At 66.1% G+C, this 24,038-nt stretch carries 19 protein-coding genes and 1 pseudogene; 10 read left to right on the top strand and 10 right to left on the bottom strand.

The window, feature by feature from the left end:
* Positions 1 to 72: 72 nt before the first annotated feature.
* Positions 73 to 972 carry a PhzF family phenazine biosynthesis protein gene (locus tag NATOC_RS02925; protein ID WP_015319922.1) on the bottom strand — a complete coding sequence of 300 codons (900 nt, stop codon included), beginning with the start codon at positions 970 to 972 and terminating at the stop codon, positions 73 to 75.
* A 95-nt stretch (positions 973 to 1,067) separates the two neighbouring features.
* Entirely contained in the window at positions 1,068 to 2,375 is a 1,308-nt protein-coding gene (locus NATOC_RS02920; RefSeq protein WP_015319921.1) for a chymotrypsin family serine protease, read from the bottom strand.
* 127 nt (positions 2,376 to 2,502) lie between these two features.
* Between NATOC_RS02920 and NATOC_RS02915 the strand changes: the two genes are divergently transcribed.
* The 4 genes from NATOC_RS02915 to NATOC_RS02900 all read left to right on the top strand — a co-directional run bounded on the left by NATOC_RS02915 (position 2,503) and on the right by NATOC_RS02900 (position 5,802).
* On the top strand, positions 2,503 to 3,198 hold the full coding sequence (locus NATOC_RS02915) for a phosphoribosyltransferase (protein WP_015319920.1): 696 nt from the start codon (positions 2,503 to 2,505) through the stop codon (positions 3,196 to 3,198).
* 6 nt (positions 3,199 to 3,204) lie between these two features.
* Positions 3,205 to 3,852 carry an HD domain-containing protein gene (locus NATOC_RS02910; protein WP_015319919.1) on the top strand — a complete coding sequence of 216 codons (648 nt, stop codon included), beginning with the start codon at positions 3,205 to 3,207 and terminating at the stop codon, positions 3,850 to 3,852.
* Positions 3,853 to 3,923: 71 nt separating this feature from the next.
* Entirely contained in the window at positions 3,924 to 4,778 is an 855-nt protein-coding gene (gene mtnP, locus NATOC_RS02905) for an S-methyl-5'-thioadenosine phosphorylase (RefSeq protein WP_015319918.1), read from the top strand.
* 412 nt (positions 4,779 to 5,190) lie between these two features.
* Complete coding sequence (locus NATOC_RS02900) at positions 5,191 to 5,802, top strand: DUF7344 domain-containing protein (RefSeq protein WP_049888632.1); 612 nt, start codon at positions 5,191 to 5,193, stop codon at positions 5,800 to 5,802.
* A gap of 52 nt (positions 5,803 to 5,854) precedes the next feature.
* Here NATOC_RS02900 and NATOC_RS02895 read toward each other — a convergent pair whose 3' ends face one another.
* The 4 genes from NATOC_RS02895 to NATOC_RS02880 form a co-directional block, all read right to left on the bottom strand.
* The gene (locus tag NATOC_RS02895) at positions 5,855 to 6,871 is read right to left on the bottom strand and encodes a segregation and condensation protein A (RefSeq protein ID WP_015319916.1); all 1,017 of its coding nucleotides are present in this window, start codon (positions 6,869 to 6,871) and stop codon (positions 5,855 to 5,857) included.
* Positions 6,864 to 10,445 (bottom strand): chromosome segregation protein SMC, encoded by a 3,582-nt coding sequence (gene smc, locus NATOC_RS02890; RefSeq protein ID WP_015319915.1) that lies wholly within the window; start codon positions 10,443 to 10,445, stop codon positions 6,864 to 6,866. Before smc ends, NATOC_RS02895 begins: the two co-directional genes overlap by 8 nt.
* Positions 10,446 to 10,506: 61 nt before the next feature.
* A complete protein-coding gene (locus NATOC_RS02885; protein ID WP_015319914.1) occupies positions 10,507 to 10,821 on the bottom strand; it encodes a DUF7518 family protein in 315 nt (104 codons plus the stop codon).
* An 85-nt stretch (positions 10,822 to 10,906) separates the two neighbouring features.
* A complete protein-coding gene (locus NATOC_RS02880; protein ID WP_015319913.1) occupies positions 10,907 to 11,623 on the bottom strand; it encodes a helix-turn-helix domain-containing protein in 717 nt (238 codons plus the stop codon).
* 131 nt (positions 11,624 to 11,754) lie between these two features.
* Between NATOC_RS02880 and NATOC_RS02875 the strand changes: the two genes are divergently transcribed.
* From NATOC_RS02875 to NATOC_RS02865, 3 genes are all read left to right on the top strand, one after another.
* The gene (locus NATOC_RS02875; RefSeq protein ID WP_015319912.1) at positions 11,755 to 12,612 is read left to right on the top strand and encodes an SDR family oxidoreductase; all 858 of its coding nucleotides are present in this window, start codon (positions 11,755 to 11,757) and stop codon (positions 12,610 to 12,612) included.
* 8 nt (positions 12,613 to 12,620) lie between these two features.
* On the top strand, positions 12,621 to 14,738 hold the full coding sequence (locus NATOC_RS02870) for an AMP-binding protein (RefSeq protein ID WP_015319911.1): 2,118 nt from the start codon (positions 12,621 to 12,623) through the stop codon (positions 14,736 to 14,738).
* Positions 14,739 to 14,822: 84 nt separating this feature from the next.
* Positions 14,823 to 15,839: a PhnD/SsuA/transferrin family substrate-binding protein gene (locus tag NATOC_RS02865; protein WP_015319910.1), complete on the top strand. Its 1,017-nt coding sequence runs from the start codon at positions 14,823 to 14,825 to the stop codon at positions 15,837 to 15,839.
* Between the two features lie 9 nt (positions 15,840 to 15,848).
* Here the strand turns inward: NATOC_RS02865 and NATOC_RS02860 are convergent, their stop codons facing one another.
* From NATOC_RS02860 to NATOC_RS02845, 4 genes and pseudogenes are all read right to left on the bottom strand, one after another.
* Positions 15,849 to 17,888, bottom strand: coding sequence for a primary-amine oxidase (locus tag NATOC_RS02860; protein ID WP_015319909.1), 2,040 nt, complete (start codon positions 17,886 to 17,888; stop codon positions 15,849 to 15,851).
* An 84-nt stretch (positions 17,889 to 17,972) separates the two neighbouring features.
* Positions 17,973 to 18,224, bottom strand: a pseudogene (locus NATOC_RS02855) (cation:dicarboxylate symporter family transporter); the annotation flags it as partial.
* Complete coding sequence (locus tag NATOC_RS02850; protein ID WP_015319908.1) at positions 18,179 to 20,401, bottom strand: LUD domain-containing protein; 2,223 nt, start codon at positions 20,399 to 20,401, stop codon at positions 18,179 to 18,181. The gene NATOC_RS02850 and the pseudogene NATOC_RS02855, both read right to left, overlap by 46 nt.
* Positions 20,398 to 20,976, bottom strand: coding sequence for a LutC/YkgG family protein (locus NATOC_RS02845; protein WP_015319907.1), 579 nt, complete (start codon positions 20,974 to 20,976; stop codon positions 20,398 to 20,400). Before NATOC_RS02845 ends, NATOC_RS02850 begins: the two co-directional genes overlap by 4 nt.
* 185 nt (positions 20,977 to 21,161) lie before the next feature.
* Here NATOC_RS02845 and gatB point away from each other — a divergent pair, with 185 nt between their 5' ends.
* From gatB to NATOC_RS02835, 3 genes are all read left to right on the top strand, one after another.
* Positions 21,162 to 22,658 carry an Asp-tRNA(Asn)/Glu-tRNA(Gln) amidotransferase subunit GatB gene (gatB, locus tag NATOC_RS02840; RefSeq protein ID WP_015319906.1) on the top strand — a complete coding sequence of 499 codons (1,497 nt, stop codon included), beginning with the start codon at positions 21,162 to 21,164 and terminating at the stop codon, positions 22,656 to 22,658.
* 100 nt (positions 22,659 to 22,758) lie between these two features.
* Complete coding sequence (locus NATOC_RS22190) at positions 22,759 to 22,917, top strand: hypothetical protein (RefSeq protein WP_015319905.1); 159 nt, start codon at positions 22,759 to 22,761, stop codon at positions 22,915 to 22,917.
* A 74-nt stretch (positions 22,918 to 22,991) separates the two neighbouring features.
* Entirely contained in the window at positions 22,992 to 24,002 is a 1,011-nt protein-coding gene (locus NATOC_RS02835) for an MBL fold metallo-hydrolase (protein ID WP_015319904.1), read from the top strand.
* Positions 24,003 to 24,038 lie beyond the last annotated feature (36 nt).

Here is a 24,038-nt window from a genome sequence, read left to right as displayed (position 1 = left end):
TTGCCGACTCGACGGCAACTTTGGCACGTCAGGAGAGCGACCAGTTGTGGAACACTCCGGGATATGGGCGGGCTAGGGCTCGAGGATCTCGTCGTCCTCGGCGTCCGGAACGACGAGGCTACCGTCGAGAGCCGTCACGCCGCGACCACCGATCCGAACCTGATCGTCGACCCGGACCGAGACGGTTCCGGGACGGTCGACGTAGTGGCCCTGTTCGAGACGCAGTTCCTCTGGGAGGTCGTCGTCGAACGCACCGAACCGATCGAGGTACGCGCCGACGGCGCCGCTTGCGGTTCCGGTAACCGGGTCCTCGGGGACGCCCGCACCGGGAGCGAACATCCGTCCGTGCAGCGTCGACTCGCGCTCGAGCGTGTCGAACGTAAAGAGGTAGATCCCGGTCGCGTCGACGTCGGCGGTCAGTTCTTCGATCGCGCTCATGTCGGGCTCGGCCGCACCGAGATCCGAGAGGTACGTGATCGGGGCGATCAGGAAGGGGAGTCCCGTCGAGGCGACCGCCAGCGGGATGTCGTCGCTGGCACCCTCGAGGGCAGCCGCCTCGACACCGAGCGCGTCGGCGACCCGATCGTAGCCGACCTCGATCTCACGGATCCGAGGGTCGTTCTGGGTCATCCAGACGGTGCCGTCGGTCTCGACCTCGATCTCGAGGACGCCGACGTTCGTCTCGAGGGTCGTCGTCCCCGGCTCGAGCCCCTCGTCGCAGAGGTGGGCGTAGCTGCCGATCGTCGCGTGGCCACAGAGGTCGACCTCCTGCGTGGGGGTGAAGTACCGAACTCGACGGTCGGCGTCGTCGCTCGAGCGAAGGAACGCGGTCTCGCTTAGCCCCAGCTCCCGGGCGATCGCCTGCATCTGGTCGTCGGTGAGCCCGTCGGCGTCGGGGACGACGCCGGCGGGGTTGCCCGTCAGCGGTTCGTCGGTGAAGGCGTCGACCTGCAGGACCCGAATCGTCTCCATACCGTCGGCCTCGAACGGCCGCGGTATCAAACCATCGCCGTCACCGGTTCGGACGGTGTTGGCGCGCCGAACGGACTGTCCCCGCCGTCGGCCGCTTACTCGAGGACGCCGCCGCGGAGCGAAACCGTGGCGGTCGCTCCTGAATCCTCGGGGATCGGAACCTCGACGTCGATCTCGCGCTCGCGGTCGGCGTCCCCGAGGTCGAACGTCCGGCGGTCGCCGCCGGCCTCGAGCCAGTACTCGCCGGGATCGTCGGCTTTGACGACCACCGTCGCGGCGACGGTCGCCCCCGGTCGGGGCCGCTCGTCGAACGTGATTGATTCGAGCTCGAGGACGGCGGTCTGGAGGTCGACCTCGAGATCGGTCGCGACGGTGGTCGTGTAGACGGGGACGTCCGATCCGTCGCCCGGGTCGTCCCCGTTCTCGTCGTCTCCGTCGTCCTCGAGGAGGATCTCGACTCCGAGCTGGCGCTCGACGTTCTCGATCCGGTTACAGATCGTCTGCTGGAACGAGCCGGCAAACAGCAGGCCGACGAGCTCGCCGTCCTCGCAGAAGACCGACGAGCCGCTGTCTCCACCCTCGGACATGTAGTCCGTGATCAGCTGATCCCGAAGCCGCACCGTCCCCTGCTCGGCGCCGAACTCGACCTCGACGGTCGCGCTCGTGGCCTCGACGGTCGCGCTCGTGACCCCCGTCGTCCGTCCCGTCTTGGTCAGCGCCTCGCCGCGGAGTTCGCCGTACCCGTCCCGGCGAACGCCCGTCGGCCACGCCTCGTCGAGTTCGTGATACCGGTCGGACTCTCGCTCCGGATCGGCGGATCGCGCGGCGACGTCGACCCGGACGCCGTCCTCGATGGGAACGTAGCCGACGAGCTCGCCGACCTCGTCGCCCCGGTCGCCGCCGTCGTGGGGTGAGGGCTGGAGGATCGACTCGCCGAGCTCGGCCTCGTTCGAGCGCGCGTAGACGTGATTGTTCGAGAGGCGGACGAGGTCGTCGGGTTCGACCGCCTCGTCCCAGACAGCGTCCTCGGCGTCTCCCGTGACCCGCGCGGGGTAGGGACCACCGGTGCCCGCCGACAGCGCCGCGTTTGCCTCGCTCGCGCCGGCGGGAACTGGCCGTTTGCGGTCGCTCCGTCCCTCCGCGGCCTCGGGAACCGGCTCGAGAGTCGACAGCGGATCGAACCCCTGCCGTTCCTCGCCGTAGCCGGCGTCGACGACGTCGACGGTGATCTCGGTGTCGCCGACCTCGCGAACGCGTTTCTCGACGTCGTCCTCGTCCTCGAGCGTATCGGGCGGTACCTTCCGGGAGACGAACACCCGAACTTCCTTCGCGTCCTCGTCGTAGTCGACGCCGATTACGTTCTCACACTCGAGCAGGTACTCGAAATCCTGTGTCGTGGGCATAAGTTGAACCTACAACACATTCGTACTGAACTACCTTAGGTGTGTGGCTGTTTTTCCCACACCGAGGCGCTCGATTCAGGCCCACTTATGGGGACGGGACGAGTTCCTTCGGGTAGGTGGCCACCAGATGTCCGACCTACCGGACGATTTCGACTGTACCATAACGAACTGGGATTACATCTACAGCCTCTGTCGCGACGTCAGCGACGAGGTTCGACGGGACGACTTCGAGCCCGACGTCATCGTCGCGCTCGCCCGTGGCGGCTGGTTCGCGGGCCGCTGTATCTGTGACTTCCTCGGACTCGACGATCTGACGAGCCTGAAGATGGAACACTACGTTGGCACCGCGGAGAAAAGCGGCGAGCCGACCGTTCGTTACCCGATGCCCGAGGGCAGCGTCGAGGGGAAAGACGTCCTCATCATCGACGACATCGCCGACACGGGTGGCTCGATCGAGCGAGCCTACGAGTACGTCGACGAACGGGGTGCCGACGAGGTCCGCACCGCGACGCTCCAGCTCCTCCAGACCAGCGAGTACGAACCCGACTACATCGGGGAACGGCTCGGGGAGTGGACCTGGGTCGTCTACCCCTGGAACTTCATCGAGGATATGGTCGACCTGATCTCGGGAGCGATGGAGCGAGCCGACCAAGACGTGTTCACCAGCGAGGAGCTCCGTCACTACCTTTCGGAGTACCACGGCATCGAGCGCATGGAGATGGAGATCGCTCAGCCCGATCGCCTGCAGGAGGTCTTGCGAGAGATGGACCGTCGTGAAGTCGTCGAGATGGTCGACCACGGCGAGTGGACGCTGGTCGAGTAGCCGACCGTGGACGACGCCGACCGCGACGGGACGGCCGGCGTTCCGAACGGTACCGAGGCCGTCCTCCGGTCGCTCGCGCTCAAAGACGAACGCCGGACGGGATGGCAGCTCCGCGGCGTCGAGGACCCCGAATCGGTCGCCGCACACTCCTGGGGCGTGGCGCTGCTCTGTCTGTGCTACGCGCCCGCGGCGGGCATCGATCCCGATCGCGCACTCCGGATGGCGGTCGTTCACGATCTCGCCGAGGCCGAGATCGGCGACGTCCCGACCCGCGCGGACTCGACCGCCGAGACGGTCGATCCGGAGACGAAAGAACGCCGCGAGCGAACGGCGATCGCAGCGCTGCTCGAGCCGTTCGGCGACGAGCTACGCACCCTCTGGGAGCGCTACGAGCGCCGCGAGGACGACGTCGCGCGGTTCGTCAAGGACATGGATCTCGTCGACATGTGCCTGCAGGCGGTCAGGTACGAACGCGAGCGACGGTACGACCCGACTGACGATCCCGACGACGCCTTCCGCGAGTACGATCACCTCGACGAGTTCTTCGCGACGGCCGAGCCCCGGATCCGGACCGACGTTGGCCGCGTCCTGTTCGAGGACGCACGTCGACGGTACGAAACCGCGCGGGACACACGAGCGAGCGACGGGAACTGAGCGCCCCCGGACCGTCACCCCGATTCGTTCGTATCGTACCGTTTACGTCCCCGCCGGTTCGACGGTTCTTCATGACGATCGGAGTAATCGGCGGGAGCGGTATCTACGAGGCACTGCCACTCGAGAACGTCACCACGGAGTCGGTCTCGACGCCCTACGGGGAGCCAAGCGAGGACGTCACCCTCGGCGAACTCGGCGGGAAGGAGGTCGCCTTCCTCCCGCGACACGGCGAAGACCACCAGCACACGCCGACGGGGGCCAGCTACCGGGCGAACATCTACGCGCTGAAGTCCGTCGGTGTCGATCGTGTCATCTCGACGAACGCCGTCGGAAGCCTCCGCGAGGACCTGCCGCCCCGGACGCTCGTCGTTCCGGATCAGATCTACGATCGGACGAAACACCGAACGCCGACCTTCTTCGGCGACGGGATGGTCGTCCACATGAGTTTCGCCGAGCCGTACTGTCCGGCGCTCGCTGCCCACCTCGCGGACTCCGCACGCGAGGCTACCGACGCCGAGGTCTCGGAGGACGGGACCTACGTCTGCATCGAGGGACCGCAGTACTCGACCCGGGCCGAAAGCGAGTTCTACCGCGACCAGGGGTGGGACATCGTCGGTATGACGACTATCCCGGAGGCGAAACTGGCCCGTGAGGCCGAGCTGAGCTACGCGACCGTCGCGGGCGTCACGGACTACGACGTCTGGAACGAGGACAGCGAGGTCACCCTGCAGGAGGTCCTCGAGAACGCCGAGGCCAACCAGGAGTCGATCAACGCCGTCATCGAGCACGCGATCCGGACGATGCCCGAGGACTTCGAGAGCGAGGCCTGGAACGCCCTCGAGGGAACGATCAACACGCCCTCTGAAGCGATCCCCGAGGAGACCCGCGAGCGAGTCGATCTGCTGGCCGGCGAGTACCTCGACTAGAGTCGTTTGCCTGCTGGAACGGTTTTGGATCGACAATCGGTCCATTATCAACCGAGTAGCCGAAGCGTAACGACCGGATACTGAGTTCTCGATTCGGTATCGACCAGCGGACGGTGAGAGCCGTCGTTATGGTAATCCTATCCGAATCCTGCGAGCTAGTACCATACCAAATATCGTTGGAACAACCCCTATCACTGTATCCCCCCTTTCGTTCGAGTAAGAGACGAACGCTACCCGACGATACGCTCGGAAGGCAGTCGGCGACCGATCGCCGATCACGAAGTGCAACAGTTGTGCACTTTTTAACTCATTAATTTTCCATAGAGCGGCGAGTTATAGAAATATGTTCAGATATTCAGATTGTCACGGAAAGTTTTATGTGTATTCGGATACCAGTGTTGGAGTGAAGAGCATGACCCTCGAAACTGACCGTTCAGCCCACTCATCGGACGACGCGGAGGAGATGGAGTCCGACGAGACGCCGGAGCTCTCCAGCGACGATATCTTCCACCTTCTTCAGACGAACCGACGTCGGGATACGATCCGGTATCTCCTCGAGGAGGACGGTCCCGTCAAGATGCGCGACGTCGCCGAGTACGTCGCCGCCCGCGAGAACGACACGACGATCGCGGAGCTGTCCTCGACCGAGCGCCAGCGGGTCTACATCCCCCTGTACCAGTCCCACCTGCCGAAACTCGACGAGGAAGGCGTCGTCGAATACAACCAGCCCCGTGGAATCGTCAAGCCGACCGACCAGCTCGAGATCTTCGCGCCCTACATCGAGGCGACCGACAAGGGGACCGGGGAACTCGACTCCCAGCTCGCAAACGACCGCGCGGTACGGGAGTACTACGTCACCGCAGTCGCGGCGAGCGCAAGCCTGCTGGTCGCCTCCGCGGTCGGCCTGCTCTCGATCCCCGGCGTCGCCCTCGCGGCGATCATCACGGCGCTGTTCGCACTGATTACGCTCGTGACCAATCTCTCGCAGTTCAAGGAGTCGGCCAGCAGCCTCACCGCGTCGTAACCTCTTCTCTCTCGTCCGTGTGAGTGGGTCGCCGCCCGCCTTCCCCGCCCGCTCAGTTCGCGACCGGTTCGACCCGATCGCCGTCCGGCTCGACCCGCTGTAGCCAGAGATCGCCGAACAGCTCGTCCTGCTCGAGCGTTATCGTTCCACGGTGTGACAGAAAGAGCACGGCGAGATACGTCATCACGCGGGAGCCGCCGGCGTCGTCGATCTCGGCGTACAACACTTCGTCGCGTCCTCGCTCGTACCGGGACTCGAGTTCGGCCTCGACATCGTCGATCACGCGTTCGATATCCTCCTCGTGGGTCGTATGCGTGACGTCGTCGCTGGTCGGCTCGTCGTCGACCCGGAACTGATCCTCAGCGTGATAGCTCAGCTCCTGAACGCCCCGATCGTATCCCCGCGGGGAGTCGCTCGTATCGTAGCTCCGAGAGTCTTTCCACCACGTGTCCCGCTCGGCCTCCCGGAGATCGCGGACCAGCTCGTCGAGCGTTTCCGGTTTCCCGCGGGCGTGTTTGCGCTCGAGCCGGCGTTCCATCTCCGCCTCGAGCCCCTCGACGGGATCGAACGCCGGCTCCTCGCCCGACTCCGGAGCCGGTCTCTCGTCGGCGAAGGGGGCCTCCCAGGGGGGGAGCTCCTCTTCCTCGGGTTCGTCGGGACCGAACAGCTCGTCGCTTTTCATCCGCAACAGGACGCTCGCGTAAAACAGCGCCCGGCCCGAAGTCCGCAGGTCGACGTCGTCGAGCGCCTCAAGGAACCGATCGGTCACCTCGACGATGTCGATGTCCCAGGGATCGATCTCGCCGTCCTCGGCGAGCTGGACGAGCAACTCGACGGGCTCGACCTCCGCGTCGTCCCCGTCCTCGCTCTCGACCGGGTCGGGGCCGTCCTCCCCCGACTCGAGGCCGTCGAACTCGAACACCGACTCCCGGTCGCGGTCGCCGTGGCCAGCGATGTCGAGCGGGATCTCGTCGTCGGTGTTCCCGCCGTCGGTTCGCACGGGACAACGGGACCCGTCCTCCCCGCGGTCTCGCGGGTCGGTCCGGTCCTCGTTCGGTCCGCTAGTCATCCGCGGGCACCTCGTCGTGGTCCCCGTCGCTCAGGTCGATCCCGGTCACCGCGCTGACGTTGTCCTGTTGCATCGTCACGCCGATCGCCCGCTCCGAGCGATCCAGCATCGCCGAGCGATGCGAGACCACGACGAACTGGGCTCGACCCGCCAGCTCCTCGACCATCTGGCCGACCCGTTCGGCGTTGACGGCGTCGAGGAAGGCGTCGATCTCGTCGAGCGCGTAGAACGGTGCCGGGTTGTGTCGCTGGATCGCGAAGATGAAAGCGAGCGCGGTCAGGGACTTCTCGCCGCCGGACATCGCGTCCAGGCGCTGGATCGGCTTGTCGCCCGGCTGGGCCTTCATCGTCAGCCCGCCCTCGAAGGGGTCGTCCTCGTCCTCGAGATGTAGCGACCCGGTCCCCTCCGACAGCTGCTCGAAGATCTCGGTGAAGTGTCCCGAGATCGCCTCGTAGGCGTCCATGAACGTCCGTTTCTTCTGGGTCTCGTACTGTTCGATCCGGTCGCGGATTCCCTCGGCCTCCTCGACGAGGATGGCTTTCCCCTCCTCGAGCTCCGTGAGGTCCTCGCGGACCTCCTCGTACTCGTCGATCGCGAGCATGTTCACCGGCTCCATTGCCTCCATGTCCGCGGTCAGGAGCTCGATCATTTCGAGGACGGTCTCGTGGTCCGGCACGTCCTCGGGATCGTAGTCGCCGACCTCGTCCTCGAGGCTCTCGATCTCCCACTCGAGGTCCGCGAGCCGATCGCGTCGGTCCTCGAGTTTGCTCTCGACGGCGTTGACCCGGTCCTGTTGCTGGTCGCGTTTCGTCCGGGCGTCGGCGAGCTCCTCCTTGAGCTCGCTGCGGTCCTCCTTGAGCTCGGTCAGCTCCTCCTCGAGCTCCGCGACGGCCTCGTGTTTGGCCTCGAGCTCCTCGCGTTTCTGTGCGATCCGGTCCTCGTGCTCGGCGATCCGGTCCTCGTGGTCGGCCTTCCGGTTCTGGGCCTCCTCGATGTCGTCGCGCAGCTCCTCGATCGCGTCCTCGGTGTACTCCTTCTGGAGGCCCAGCTCGTTGAGTTTCCCGTCGAGCTCGTCGATTCGATCCTCGCGGTCGTCGATCTCGGCCTCGAGGGCCTCGATCTGTTCGGTGAGTTCAGGGATCTTCGAGTCCTCGAGCTCGGCCTCGAGCTCCTCGATGTCGGCCTCGATCTCCGCGATCGTCTCCGTTTGCTCCTCGATCTCCTCGGAGATCTCGGTCATGCGCTCGTCGACCGAGTCGCGTTCCTCGCGCAGCTCCTCGAGTTCGTCCTCGCGGTCGGCGATCGATTCCCGGATCGTCTCCCGGTCGTCCTCGATCCGTTCGAGTTCGTTCTCGATCGAGCGGACCTCGTCGGCCGCGTCGGTCTGGCGGTCCCGGGCGTCGTCGAGGCGTTCCTCGACGCTCCGTAGCTCCTCGCGCAGCGACTCCCGTTCGTCCTGGAGCTCGGTGATCTGGCTCGCGACGCGCTCGAGTTGGCCCTCGCCGCCACCGGTAAAGGAGTACCGGGATCCCTTCCGGGAGCCTCCGGTCATCGCGCCGCTCTTTTCGACCAGATCGCCGTCGAGCGTGACCATCCGGTAGTCGCCCGTATACGAGCGGGCCGTTTCGAGGTCTTCGACCACCAGCGTATCGCCTAACACGTACGAGAAGACTCCGGCGTACTGCTCGTCGAACTCGACTAAGTCGTACGCGAAGCCGACGACGCCGGGGTCGGTCGGAGCCGACGGGAGTCGGCGCTCGTGCATGTCGGTCATCGGAAGGAAGGTCGCGCGCCCGGCGTTGCGCGATTTCAGGTGTTCGATACACCGCTGGCCGACGCCGTCGTCGTCGACGACGACGTTCGCGAGTCGGCCCCCAGCGGCGGTCTCACAGGCGACCGCGTACTCGCCCGACACCGACCCCAGCTGGGCGACCGCGCCGTGGACGCCGTCGAGCCCCGCGTTGAGGATCGTCGTCACCGCCCGACCGAACGAGGAGTCGCCGCTCTCGCCGGCCTTGGCCTCGAGTTCTGCGTACTCCTGTTGTTTCGACTGGATCTCGTCGTCGACGTCCTCGAGTTCGGACTGGACGTCTCGCTTCTCGGCTTTCAGATCGTCGACGACGTCCGCGATGTTCTCGCGGTTCGCCTCGGCCTTCCGTCGCTCGCGTTCGAGATCGGACTCCCGTTGCTCGAGCTCGGGAAGCTCCTCGCGTTTCGCTTCGATCTCGGCCTCGAGATCCTCGATGGCGTTCGAGCGTCGCCGGGCCTCATCGAGCAGGCGATCCTGCTCGCGCTGCAGGTCGTTGCGCTCGGTTTTGGCCACCTCGAGGTCGTCCTTGCGCTCGGCGAGATCGGATTTTAGCTCGTCGAACTCGGTGTCGACGGCCTCGATCTCGGCCTCGAGCTCGTCGCGCTCGCTCGCTCGCTCCTGGATCTCCGTTTTGACCGACGCCTTCTCGAGTTTGTGCTCGCGGATCTCGTCCTCGAGCTCGTCGATCTCCTCTTGCTTGCGGTCGATCTCGACGAACGCCTCCCGGCGGTCGGACTCGGCGGCCTCGATCTGGTCCTCGCTGGCCTCGATCTTGTCCTCGAGCCGCGAGATGTCTCCCTTGAGCTCCTCGATCTCGCCTTTGATCCGGAGCTGTTCGTCCTCGCCTTTCCGCTCGATCTCCGCGTTCAGATCCTCGAGATCCTCCTGTAGGCGAACGACCGTCCCCTGGCGTTCGTCCAGTGTTCGCCGGAGGTCCTCGAGCTCGTCTTCGAGGTCGCCGACCGCGTCCTCGAGGACGTCTCGCTCCTCGCGTTTCTCCTCGAGCTCGCTGGCCTTCCGGTAGCTCTCGTACTCCTCTTTCTCGCGGCGCAGCCGGCGGTACCGAAGCGCCTCGCGGCGTTCGTCCTCGAGCTGGCCCAGCCGATCCCGCTTCTCCTCGATGCGGAGTTCGGCCTCGTCGATCCGCTCCTGAACCGTCTCGAGCTCCGCGAAGGCGTCTTCCTTCTTGGCGTCGAACTCCGCGACGCCGGCAATCTCGTCGATGATCTCCCGGCGAGCGTGGGGAGTCATGTTGATGATCTCGGTGACGTCGCCCTGCATGACGACGTTGTACCCCTCCGGAGTGACGCCGGCCTGTGCGAGCAGATCCTGGATGTCCGAGAGGTTGACCGACCGATCGTTCAGGTAGTAGTAGGAGTAGTAGTTGTCCTCCGTTTCCTTGACGCGGCGACGGATGCGGATCTCGTCGACGTCGCCGACGTCGTCGCTGCCGGCGGCGTTGACGACCTGGGAGCGCTCGAGGGTCCGGTCCGAGTTGTCGAGGACGACCTCGACGACTGCCTCGCGGGGGCCCTCGGAGGTCGAACCGTCCTCGTGACCGGGGTTGTAGATGAGATCGGTCAGCTTCTCGGCGCGGATCCCTCGGGTCCGGGCCAACCCCAGCGCGAACAGCACGGCGTCGATGATGTTCGACTTGCCGGAGCCGTTCGGCCCCGTGACGACCGTGAAGTCCTCGTAGAACGGGATCTTTGTCTTCCTGCCAAAACTCTTGAAATTATCTAAGACGAGCGCCTTGATGTACATACCCTTCTCGAATCCTCCGTCGGCTCGGCCGTCGCGGCTCGATCGGCGTGCGGTCGCGCGGTTATGCGACGATGATGTCGTCGCTACCTGAGTCTTCCGCTTCGTCGTCGGCCTCCTCGTCGGTTGCCGCGGCCGTCTCCTCGGCCTCGGTGTCGTCGGACGGCTCCGCGTCCGCGCTCTCGCTTTCGGCTGGCTCGGCGGCCGCGTCGTCCTCGCTGCGTCGCTCCGGCACGCGCGTCGGCGTGTCCGCGTCGAGCTCCGCCTCGAGGACGCGGATTCGTTCTTTCGCTTCGATAAGTTCGCTCGTCAGTCCCTCTACGGTCGACTCGAGTTCGGCGACGGTCGACTCGAGCTGCTCCACGCGGTTGTTCGACATACCTTCTAGGGAAGGGTCCGGAACCATAAACGTACGTCAGACACAACTCACAGTTCTGGTAACTCGTCGGCGACCGCCGTCCCGATCAGAGCTCGTCGCGATCCGCTAACCCCTCGATCGCGCCCAGCGCGGCCTTGAGGATCTTCCGCTCGCTACGTCGCAGGTTCATCGAGACGGCGGTCTTCGAGATCTCGAAGTGGTCGGCCAGCTCCTCGAGGGTCGTCTCGCGGGGCGTCTCGTAGTAGCCGTTCCGCGAGGCCACCTCGAAGGTCTCCCGCTCGGTGTCGGTCAGCGACCGACACCCCTCGAGCAGCTGTCGCGCGCTGTCGGAGTTCTCGAGGAGGTCGAACAGCGTCGTCGGCCCGAACTGATCCCGGTCCTCGACCGCGAAGTCGTTGTGGCGTTCGAGCTCCGCGAGCGTTCGGTCCTCGGCTTCGTCGTCGTCGAAACCGACGTGCCAGCGTTCGCGGCCGTCCTCGATCCGGAACGGCCCGGTGATGTAGCCGTCGTTTCGCTGAATCGCCCGCATGGCGTTGGTCTGCTCGATCGTCGTTCCGATCTCGGCGACGTCCTCGCGCTTCGAGAGGATGTAACACTCCCGCATGTTCGGATGTGACTGAAGCTCCTGAAGCCCCTGGTCCAGCGCCCCCGTGGAGTCCCCCCTCGCGATGAGGCGCGTCTCGAGCTTCTCGGCGTCGGTGTCGAGCTGCCACTGAACCGCCGAGAAGGAGATATCGACGTCGTCGGTCGTGTCGATAAACGGGCAGTCGTACTGCCGCATGTCGAGGTCGAGGTCGATCATAGCACGAGACGGAATAGCATAATAAGAATATTAATCGTTTGCATTTGTGTCGCCCCGTGACCCGTCGACGGTCGGTGCCTGTTGATATGTTAACGGGGCCGCTTTAGCGGGTTGCGGTACAGCTACATGGTATGTCTCAGGAGCAGGTGAGTCCGCCAACGATCACCAACGAGGACATCCATCGCATCGCGGACGACGCCTTCACCGGACGGAACGTCTGTCTGGTCACGGGAGGCGGATCGGGTATCGGCCGGGCGACCGCGCTGGCGGCTGCGGGCAACGGGCTCACGGTCGCGATCACGGACATCGACGAGACGGGACTCGAGGAGACCGTTGCTCGCGGCGAGGAGCTGGGCCTCGAGGGGGAGATCGTCCCGATCGTGGGCGATCTCACGGTCGACGACGACATCGAACGGATCGTCGCCGAGGCCGCCGATCTCGGCGACCTCAAGTACCTCGCGAACGTCGCGGGGATGCAACACATCGACTCGATCGAGGAGTTCCCGATGGAGACCTACGATCGGCTCCACCGGATCATGCTTCGGGCGCCGATCTACCTCTCGAAGCTGTGTATGCCCCACTTTCGGGACACCCAGAACGGACAGGGTTGTGTCGGGAACATGGCGTCGGTCCACGCCCACTACGTCACCAGCGACAAGGTCGCGTACAACGTCTCGAAGTTCGGGCTGCGCGGGCTCACCCAGTCGATCGCCGCCGAGGGCGACGGCAAGATCCGCTCGTTTTCGGTGAGTACGGGCTACGTGAAGACCCCACTCGTGACCGCCCAGCTCGAGGACACCGCCGAGCAACGCGGTATCAGCGTCCAGGAGGTGATCGAGGACGTGATGGTCGGCCAGTCCCGGGTCAAGGAGATGATGGAGCCGATCGACGTCGGCAACCTCTTCGTCCTCGGCTTTTCGGATCTCGGCCGACACCTCGACGGTGGCGACCTGTTGTTTGATGGGGGTATGACGCTAACCTACGAGTGAGAGTGACGATGGGAGGAAACACCAGTCTGGAAGACGTCGACGAGGTCGTTCACGAACCGAGCGAGGAGTTCGTCGAATCGACCAACGTCGCCGCGTTCATGCGGGAGTACGGGATCGACGACTACGAGGAGCTGATCGAGCGGACGACGACCGAGCTCGAGAACGAACCCGAGAGCGGGGTCAACTGGTTCTGGGACGAGCTGGTCGACTATCTCGGAATCGAGTTCTACGAGGAGTACGACGAGGTTCGGGACGACGGTGAAACTGCGAATCGCGGGGGACCGCAGTTCACCGACTGGTACCCCGGCGGGGAACTCAACCTCGCGCACAACGTCGTCGACCGCCACGCCGCCCGCGACGAGGAACGGCGCAACAAGGTCGCGACGATCTGGGAGGGCGAGGACGGCGAGGTTCGTGAGATTACCTACCACGAGCTGCGCCGCCAGTCCAACCAGGTTGCAAACGCCCTCGAGGAACGGGGTATCGAGACGGGCGATACGGTCGGGCTCTACATGCCGATGGTTCCCGAGGTCGCCGCGATCCTCTACGGCTGTTTCAAGGTCGGCGCGATCGCAGTGCCGATCTTCTCGGGGTTCGGCGTCGACGCCACCGCGACCCGGATCGCCGACTCGGAGTGTTCGGTGCTGTTTACCGGCGACGGCTTCTACCGGCGGGGGAGCCCCGTCCGTCTCAAGGGGTCGGCCGACGAGGCGATCGAGGAGGCCGGCTACGTCGAGGACGTGATCGTTTTCGATCGACTCGGTAGCGAGGCCCAAAGCGCCTCGGGAAAGCGAGTAGCGAGGGACGCTGAGCGTCCCTCGGACCGTGCGAGCGGGCCAAAGGCCCGCGAGCAGGGAAGCGAGGACGACGGCGACGTTCCCTGGACTGACGGCCGCGACGAGTGGTGGACCGACGCCGTCGAGAGTCGGTCCGACGAGTACGAGACGAAGTCGCTGGCCTCCGATCAGGAGTCGATGCTGCTGTACTCGTCGGGGACGACGGGCAAGCCCAAAGGGATCGTCCACACCCACGCTGGCGTCCAGGTCCAGTGTCCGAAGGAGGTCTACTTCGGGATGGATCTCAAGCCCTCGGACCGGTTCTTCTGGGTCTCGGACATCGGCTGGATGATGGGGCCCTGGACGCTGATCGGTACCCACACCTTCGGCGGTACTGTCTTCATGTACGAGGGCGCGCCCGATTACCCGCAGCCGGATCGGTTCTGGGAGATGATCGACCGCCACGAGCTGACCCAGTTTGGCATCTCGCCGACGGCGATCCGGGCGCTGCGAAAGCACGGAGACGACTGGCTCTCCGGCCATGACCTCTCCTCGCTGCGCCTGCTGGGTTCGACGGGCGAACCCTGGGATCCCGAATCCTGGCGGTGGTTCTACGAGAACGTGGGCAACGGCGAGGCCCCGATTATCAACATCTCCGGCGGCACCGAGATCTGTGGCTGTTTCCTGATGCCGATGCCGACCGAGCCGCTCAAGCCCTGTACGCTGGGTGGTCCCGGCCTCGGTATGGATATCGACATCGTCGACGCCGCCGGCGAGTCGATCAAAGACGAGAACGAACGGGGCTATCTCGTCGCCCGCGACTCGTGTCCGTCGATGACCAAGTCGCTGTGGTCGGGTGACGAGCGCTACCTCACGGAGTACTGGTCGCGGTTCGAGGACATGTGGAACCACGGTGACTGGGCCCAACAAGACGAGGACGGGTTCTGGTTCCTCCACGGGCGGGCCGACGACGCCTTAAACGTCGCGGGCCGCAAGGTTGGCCCCGCCGAGGTCGAGGGTGCGTTGATCGACCACGAGGCGGTCAACCAGGCCGCGGCGATCGGCGCTCCCGACGACACGACCGGAACCGCGGTCGTCACCTACGCCATTCTCGAGGACGGACACGAGGAAAGCGACGAGCTCCGCGAGGAGCTTCGCGCACAGGTCGGCGAGGAGCTCGGCAAGCCGTTCCGTCCCCGAGAGGTGCTGTTCGTCGACGAGTTCCCCAAGACACAGTCGGGTAAGATCATCCGTCGGGCGATCGAAGCGACCTACACGGGCGAGGAGCTGGGCGACATGAGCAGCATCGAGAACCCCGAAGCCCTCGAGGACCTCGAGGACGCGCGGTAGGCCCAGTATCAACGGCAAACCCGTCACGAATCGCTCGCGATCGAATCTCGTTGGTTTTATAATTATTAACTCTCGGTACGAGATATGGTGAAGCAACCACGTCGTGGTACCAACACTCGGCGAACGTTTCTGACCGCGACCGGCGGGGCCGCACTCGCGGGACTGGCCGGCTGTCTCGGGGAGGGAGACGGCGGCGGCAGGGAGAGCGACGATCCGGTTCGGTTCGTTCTCAATCCGGCGGAGGAACAGACCGACATCGTCGAGGAGTACACCCCGATGAAGGAGTACCTCGAGGCCGAAACCGGCGCCGATATCGAACTCATCCGTGCCGGTAGCTACGTCGAGACCTTCGAGGCGCTCAACACCAACCAGGCCGAGATCGCGGATACGTCGCCGACGGGGCTCCCGGGGAGCCAGGAGTTCGCCGACGTCCTCGGGATGCGGACGGCCTTCGGCGGGCCGCTGTACTTTTCGACGATCATCACCACGCCGGACAGCGACATCGAGAGCATCGACGACCTCGCGGGGGAGACGATGGCCACCGGCGCACTCCTGTCGTTCAGCGGAACGCTCGCGCCGGCGATGATGCTGAGCGAGGCCGGGCTAGACATCGGCGATTTCCCGCAGGGTGACGCGAACGATCTGGAGATCCAGACCGCGGACGACCACGATACGACCCGCGAACAGATGATCAACGACGACACCGTCGCGGCCGCGGCGACGGGTGCGTTCGCCTCCGCGCCGCAGATCCCCCAGGAGCAGTTCGACGAACACGAGGAGTTCGTCGAACACTCCGCGGAGTACGAGGACGCGGGATCGGAACTCGAGGACGGGGCGGAGGAACTGCAGCTGATCGCCGTCTCGGATCCGCTCCCGCGAGCGCCGATTGCGGCCCGGAGCGACTGGGACGAGCCCGTTCGCGACGACGTCAGGGAAGCGCTGCTCGACGCCGAGGAGGAGGATCTCATCCCCGACGACGTCGACGAGGAGTACGAGCTCTGGTTTACCGGCATCGAGGAGGCCGACCGGAGTGACTACGAGCTCGTCGTCGAGCTCTTCGACGAGCTGGATCTCGAGTTCGAGGACTTCGAAGACGAGTAGGGGCAGTCCTCACTCGTCGAGCTCCATCGACTCCTGGCGGTCGGTCGACCACTGCTCGATGTCCTTGATCGCGTGCTCCGGGGGGACGTCGATCGCCGGGTTCTCCTCGAAGAAGTGGGCGGGCTGAAGCTTGAACGAGACCATCTTCGCGGGCAGGATCGGCCAGTCCTCGGGTACCGAGACGTGGGTCTGGCAGAGGTTGTACCAGACGACGACGTCCTCGTCCGCGATCGATCGGTCCGCCTCGGTCCAGGCCGGCAGCCCCTCGCCACCGGGGTTCTGGTTGGGATACTTACCCGCGGCGTAGCGCTCGTCGTCGTCGTACTGTGTGACCCAGAGGTGTTTTTTCGCGAAGCCCGCCCGCTTCACCACGCCGGAGCCGGCCTGCATCGGGAACGTGGTGTTCGTTCCGTCACCGCCCACCAGCCGGTAGCCGACCGGTTCGCCCGTCGCGTCGTTCCGGACGTCCTCGTTGACGATCTCCCAGTAGCGACCCGCGTGGGTGTCGGTCAGCCGTTTGGCCTCGGACTCCCGTTCGAACCGCGTGCGGTCGACGTAGGCGGCGTTCCCGTGCGGGTTCAGGTGCTCTCGGTCGGCGTCGGCGTGGGGCGTCGGATCGTACCCCTCGGGCCCGTAGGGCACTTCCCGGAGGTTCACCTCTCGGACGGTGTTCGTCGGGCCGTCGACCTCGAAATCGAGCCGACAGTTGAACACGTGCTGGTGGAGCATCGACTTGTGGCCCGGACCGATCGTCTCGGCGTACCCCGTCTCCCGGTCGTCCTCGCCGAGCAGTCCCGTCGCGTTACATCCCGTCAGTCGGACCTCGCCCTCGATACTGCCGTCCTGGTAGAAGTACCAGTAGAACCCGAAGTCGTAGTTCCCGATCGTCGAGATAAACGAGATCACGAGCCGCCGGTTGCGTCGCACCTCGTGGTCGCCGACCCGCCAGTCGTAGTGCTTCCAGAGGAGGCCGTAGTCCTCCTCGTGGAGACAGATCGCGTTCGGGATCACCTGCGCGTTTCCGTCGGCGTCGTTGAGCGCGGCGTCCCAGTAGTGCATATAGCCCAGACAGTCACACCCCTCGGTCAGCGAGTTCGCCAGTCGGCCGAGCCCGTACTCGCCGACGTCGAAGGGGGCCTTCCAGTCGTGGTCGGGATCGGGGTCGTTGTAGGCGGTGACGACCTCCGGCCAGGAGGCCCGCCGGAGGATCGTCCGCTCGTCGCCGTCGTCCTCGTAGCTGACGTCGTGAAGCACCAGCCCCTCGCGGTGGTTGAACCCCACTCGAACGTGCCAGTTCTGCCACTCGACGGTGTGGCCGTCGACCTCCCAGCTCGGCCCCTCCGGTTGGACCACGTTGTACGGCTTGAGGTCCTCGCGCAGATCGCGTTTGTCCTCGCGGTAGTAGCTCGTCCGGAGGTTCCCGACGACGTCTTCCGTTTTCGGGCCCGTGTCGACGACCGTTACCACCTCGCGGTCGTCGAGATCGACCCACGCGTGGATTCCCGACAGCGGTCGGTTGTACGCCTCCGCACCCTCGTCCTCAGCGTCGCCCTGTACCCAGGCGATACCGTGTGCCAGTCGCCGATTCCGGTCGACGTCCTCGGGAACGAAGTCGTAGCCGGCCGACCAGGCCGTGACGATCGCCAGATCTGGATCGGCACCCCGTCGGCACACCGCCTCGCGGAACTCCTCGTCGGCTGTTACCGTCTGTTCGACCTCGACGAACTCCTCGCCGATCATCCGCGGCTGGCCGCGCTCGATCTCGGTCCACTCGACGATCGCGTCGTCCTCGAGCGAGACGATCCCCTCGTAGGAGGCCCCCTCCGCCTTGTCGCGGATGACGATCCGCGCCCGTCGCTCCGGTCTCGAGTCGCCGTCCTCGAACGCCCGAAGCGCCGCCTTCGGCGGTTCGGCGAGCGTGATCTCGATCGCACGTGCGTCCTCGGAGAGCCCGCGCTCTTCGGTCGCGACTTCCCAGCTCCGTTCGATCTCGGACGGTGCTAGCGGATCCAGCGGATGTCCGCCAGCGGCGCTATCTTCGACAGACATTCTCTCCCACATACGATCCGCCCCGGTTTATACCCTCAGGGGTCGGGACAGGCGACGAACGGATAAAAAAAAGCGACCAGAAACTCAGTCGTCGCTCGGTGCGCTCTCCTCGCCGATTTCCAGTCCGCGAGTGGGATCGGCCCACGATCCGCTCTCGAAGTCGATCCCGTCGTTCCAGTGGGCGACGACCGTCGTGACCGCGAGGTCGCCGGTGACGTTGGTCATCGTCCGAAGCCGATCCAGGATGGGGTCGACGCCGGCGACGAACCCGACCACCGCGAGCGGGAACGTCAGTGGTGGCGGGATCGAGGATCGAGCACCTCGACCGGGTGCACCGCGTCGCGGGAGAGCAAGTCCTCGAGCTGGTCCTCACAGGAGGTCCCGCTCGCGACGACCAGTCGATCGCTCGCCTCGGACGTCGTGAACTGGGCGGCCAGCCGCTCGCCGACGTCCATGCTCAGCTCGTAGTACTGCTCCTTGTACCCGAACGAGCCGGCCATCCCGCAACACTCCACGTCGCTCTCGAGGACGTCGTACCCGAGGCGCTCGAGGACGGCCCGCGTGTACCGGTCCAGTCCGAGCGTCCGTTGCTGGCAGTGGGAGTGGTAGGCCAGCTCCGGACCGCGGTCGCCGGTTCGCAGTCGCGATCCCTCGGCGCCGTTCTCGAGACAGCCGTAGACGTACTCGAGCACCTCGTAGCTCCCATCCCGAAGCCGTTCGAACGAGCGCTCGGGCAGCAGCTTCTCGTACTCGCTGTGAAACATCGCGAGGTCGCTGGGTTCGACGACGACGACGTCGCGATCCGCGTCCAGGTGCTCCGCGAGGCCGGCGTACACCCGGCTCGCCGTCTCGTCGGCCGTCTCGATCATCCCCTGGGAGAGCGGCGCGCGGCCGCTGCCGGGAACCGACGGAATCCTGACGTGGACGTCGAGGGCCTCGAGGACGCGGACGGCAGCCTTCCCGCGTTCGACGTCGATGTAGTTGGTGTAGGTGTCCGGGTAGAGCACGGCTTCGCGCTCGGCGTCGGCGGCCGAGACCCCCGGGCCGCGGTCCTCGAACCAGTCGACCAGCGTCTGCCGTTCGAACTCAGGGAGGGGGCGACGGCTGTCGACGCCGACCGTCTTCTCCATGAGCGTGCGCACGGGACCGAGCGTCGTCGCCCAGTTCGAGAGCGGCGCGGTCGCGGAGCCCAGCTTCGCGAGCGTCTCGTAGTTGCCGAACAGCCGCTTCTGGAGGTCGACGCCGCCGGGTTCCGCGTCGGGCGTGAGCCCCTCGACGAGGAAGTCGAACTGGCCGTCGTCCTCGCGGTTGATCCGATCGCGGACGACGGTGTTGATCCAGGGAATGTCGATCTCGACGGGACAGGCCTCGACACACCGGGAGCAGCCGGTACAGAGGTCGTTGAACTCCGCCGCGGAGTCCTGGCCGTGGACGCCGGCCTCCCAGCCCGTCGCGATCCCGCCGGAGTAGGTCTCGCCGCCGAAGGCGTGGCCGCCGACCGACTGGAAGTTCGCGCACGTGTTCGCGCAGGCCGAACACCGGATGCAGTACAGCGTCTCCCGGAGCTGGTCGTCCTCGCGCATCGCCATGCGGCCGTTGTCAATGAGCACGAGGTGGAACTCCCGGTCGTCGTCGCGGTCGGCGAACGCGACGTCGGCGTCCTCGAAGTCGACGACAGGTGAGTCGACGGGCGGGGTCAGCAGGGAGATGTAGGAGGTGATATCCTGGCCCGTTCCGGAGCGGCCGATCAGTTCGATGAACGGGGACAGGTCCTCGACGGAGGGGACGATCTTCTCGACCCCGGCGACGGCGACGTGGGTGTCCGGAACGACGGCCGTCTTTCGGGCGTTGCCCTCGCTTGTGACGAGCACGAGCGAGCCCGAGTCGGCCGTGATGAAGTTCGCCCCCGTCATTCCGATATCGGCGTCGGCGATCTGTTCTCCCAACCGCTCGCGGGCGAACATCGTCAGTTCCTGGGCGGTCTCGAGGGGTTCCTCGGGATCGAACTGCGCGTTGAACAGCTCGGCGATCTCGGCCTCGGACCTGTGGATCGCCGGTGCGACGATGTGAGAGGGCGCCTCGTCGGCGACCTGCAACACCCACTCGCCGAGGTCGGTCTCGACGACGTCAACGCCGTCGGCCTCGAGCGCTTCGTTGACCTCGAGCTCCTCGCTGGTCATCGATTTGGACTTGACGAGGCGGTCGGCCGCCGTCTTGTCCGCGACCTCGCGGATGTAGCGGTTCGCGTCGGCCGCGTCGTCGGCGAGGTAGACAGTGCCGCCGTTCGCCTCGACGGTCTCCCGAACCGCCTCGATCAGCTCCGGGAGCCGCTCGATCGCGTCCTCCTTGATCGCGCGCGCCTCCGATTTCAGCCGTTCGTACTCCTCGAGATCGGCGACCGACTCGTAGCGGCCCTCGTTGAACTTGATCGTGTTCGCCTCGACGGCGTCACCCTCGGTTTCGAGGAGGTGTCGAATCCGGGCTGCCTTCGCCTCGCGGGCGTCGCTGCTCACGAGTCCTCACCCCCAATCGGGTCCGTCGCGTCGCTCGAATCGGTCGCGCCGTCCTCGATCAGGACGACGTGGACCGCCTTCGGCCCGTGGGCGCCTTTCACGAGCGCCCCCATATCCGCGGTCGCGCTGGGACCGGTCGCGACGATCGCGCTGGCGCCGTCCCGGAGCTGGGGGCCGAGTTGCTCGATCGCCGTCGGCATGTCGGCGACGAGATCACGCTCCCGAAGCACGGCGACGTGGTGTTCCGGAAAGAGGCTCACCGGCTCGGATCCGTCCGGCGTCCCGGGGAGGACGACGCTGCCGTACTCCGCGATCCCGAGCGACGCGGCGGTGACGCCGGTTGTCGCCGACTCGAGGACGGCCGGCGTCGGCTCGTCGTCGACCCAGCCGGGAAGCGACACCGTCCCGAACGGGAGGGGTGTTCCGACGACCGCCTCGGGATCGGGCTCGGCGACGACGGTTCGGAGGGCGTCCTCGAACGCCTCTTCGGTCGGTGCCGTGCGAGTGATCGGGACGTCGAGGTCGGCGAGCGCGGCCGCGAACCGCTCGACGGCGGGAACAGATTCGACGCTCATCAGTTGGGTGTTCGTCCGCGTCCATTTGGCTATTATGTTCAGAGAAGTGATATGATAGGGAGAACCGCCCCGGTGTCGTGCGCCCGTTCGGCCCGGGGTCGGCGTTCGTCGCCTTCCGTCGCCGGTCGGCGTCCCGTCGAGGACGTCCCGTTACGTTTTACCCCTGCGGGCCCGAATCGCCGTCAATGACTGCCCAGACCGTCCAGCAGGGCGACCTCGTCACCGTCATCGGGCTCGAGGTCCACGTCCAGCTGGAGACCGACACGAAGATCTTCTGTGGCTGTTCGACCGACCAGACCGACGATCCCAACGAGAACGTCTGTCCCGTCTGTCTCGGCCTGCCGGGTGCCCTCCCCGTCCTCAACGAGGCCGCCGTCGAGGGCGCGGTCAAGGTCGGGAAGGCGATCGACGCCGACATCCCCGAGGAGACCCGCTTCCACCGGAAGAACTACTACTACCCCGACCTGCCCAAGAACTTCCAGATCACCCAGTACGACGAGCCGATCTGTGCCGACGGCGAACTCGAGATCAGCGTCGAGGGCGACCGCCGCACGGTAACCATCGAGCGGGCCCACCTCGAGGAGGACCCCGGAAGTCTGCAACACGTCGGCGGTGGCGGCGGGATCGACTCCGCGGAGTACACGCTCGTCGACTACAACCGCGCGGGGACGCCGCTGATGGAGATCGTCACGGCGCCGGACTTCCGCAGCCCCGCCGAGGTGCGCGCGTTCCTGGCCGAACTCGAGGACGTCCTCGAGTATCTGGGCGTCTTCGAGCCCGAGCGGGACGGCAGCCTCCGGATCGACGCCAACCTCTCGATCATTCCCGCCGAGGAGATCGAGGGCGAGGACGCCACCGAGATCGGCCCGGACGCGCTCGCCGCGGCCAACCGCACCGAGGTCAAGAACATCTCGAGTCACAAGGGCGCCCAGAAGGCTCTGGCCTACGAGGAGACCCGCCAGAAGAACGCGATCCAGCGTGGCCGGGCCGTCGAGCAGGAGACCCGCCACTGGGACGAGTCGCGGGGGATCACGGTCTCGATGCGCTCGAAGGAAGAGGAGAAAGATTACCGGTACTTCGAGGAGGCCGACCTGCCGCCGCTGCGGGTCTCGGGCTGGAAAGAGGAGATCGCGATCCCGGAACTGCCCTCGGCCCGCCGCGAGCGCTTCGAAGCGGAGTACGGGTTGAGCGAGGAGGCCGCCTCGAAGCTCACCTCGACGAAACAGGTCGCGGACTTCTACGAGGACGTCGCCGGCGAGTACGACCCCGATCTGGCGGCGACGTGGGTCGCGGACAACCTGCTCGGCGAGCTCAACTACCGCGACATGGCGATTACGGACATCGAGGGGCGGCTCGACGAGGTCACGCGCCTGGTCGAGCTCGTCGCCGAGGACGAGATCACGGCGAAAAACGCCCGCGAGACGGTGCTGCGGTCGATGCTCGACGACGGCCGAACGCCGGACGAGGTCGTCGCCGAGGAAGGGCTGGGCAAAACCGGCGAGGACGAGGTCCAGCGGGCGGTCGTCGAGGCCGTCGAGGAGAACCCCGACGCGGTCGCGGACTACGAGTCGGGCGACGACGGCGCGATCAACTTCCTGGTCGGCCAGGTGATGCAAAAGACCGGCGGCAGCGCGGATCCGGGCGACGTCAACCAGCTGCTGCGGGCCGAGCTCGACGACTGAGATCTGGTTCCCAAACGGTCCTCCGGGAGTCAGGGCGTTCGAACCGTTCGAAACGGTCGCTGCAACAACACTTTTGGCCGTTGCCCTAAAAGGCGTCAGTATGCTGCAAGCCGGTCTCGACCGACTCCGCGAGTGGCTCGCCGTCGAGGACCCCGACGGGCGCATTCGGGGGGCGGGCGACGCGGTCACGTCGCCGCGGCGCCGACGGTTGCCGACGGCGAAAGGCCGATCCGCGGCGGGCGCCGACGGGGACGCGTAGCTCGCGTCGAAGGGGCGGAAGCGACGGTTCCGGTACCAGTCGAGTTATCACTGACCGACGAGTGACACCCCCGTATGGACAGGATCACGCTGGGGAACGAGGAGTTCGAGGGACGGAACAACGCCTACGTCCTCGCCGACGGGGACGAGCTCGCGCTGGTCGATACCGGCGTCGCGACCGACGACATCCGGGCCGACCTCCGGGACGGGCTCGCCGAACGGGGCTACGAGTTCGCCGACGTCGACGATATCGTGCTCACGCATTTTCACGTCGATCACGCGGGACTGGCCGGCGAGATTCAACGCGAGAGCGACGCGACGGTGTACGTCCACGAGGCAGACGCTCCCCTCGTCGAGCAGGACGAGGCGGCCGTCGCCGCCCTCGACGACCGCCGTGAGACGCTGCTCGAGGAGTGGGGGCTCCCCGAGGACGCCCGCGAAGAGCTGCTCGCGTTTCTCGACGGCTCGGTCCACATCGAGGGGCTGCCCGCAGAACCGACCCCCATCGAGGACGGAACCGTCCTGGAAGTCGGTGGGACGACCCTCGAGACGGTCCACGCGCCCGGCCACGCGGCTGGATTGTGCTGTTTCGAGATCCGCGACGGTGCGGAGTCGGACCGCGGAGCGGCGGCTGACGTGCCCTCACGAACCGGCGGAGAGGCGTTCGTCGGCGACGCCGTCCTCCCCGTCTACACCCCCAACGTCGGTGGCGCGGACGTTCGAGTCGAGCGCCCCCTCGAGAAGTACGCCGAGACGCTGCGGTCGTTTATCGACCGGGAGTACGACCGGGTCTGGCCGGGCCACCGCGATCCCATCGAGGACCCCTCCGAGCGCGCGCGGACGATCCTCGACCACCACCGCGAGCGAACCGGAAACGTCCTGGACGTCCTCGAGGAACACGGCCCAGCCGACGCCTGGACGGTCAGCGCTCACCTCTTTGGCGATCTCGAGGGGATCCACATCGTCCACGGCCCCGGCGAGGCCTACGCCCACCTCGATCACCTCCGCCACGAGGACGTCGTCGCGTACGACGACGGCGAGTACCGGCTGCTCGAGCGGCCGACCGATCTCGAGGCGCTCGTCTAGCTCGTCGCGTCCTCGGACCGTGGCTCCCCGCGATCG

The sequence above is a fragment of the Natronococcus occultus SP4 genome, assembly GCF_000328685.1.
GTDB classification, from domain to species: domain Archaea; phylum Halobacteriota; class Halobacteria; order Halobacteriales; family Natrialbaceae; genus Natronococcus; species Natronococcus occultus.
This window is presented reverse-complemented; position numbering and strand designations above follow the sequence as displayed.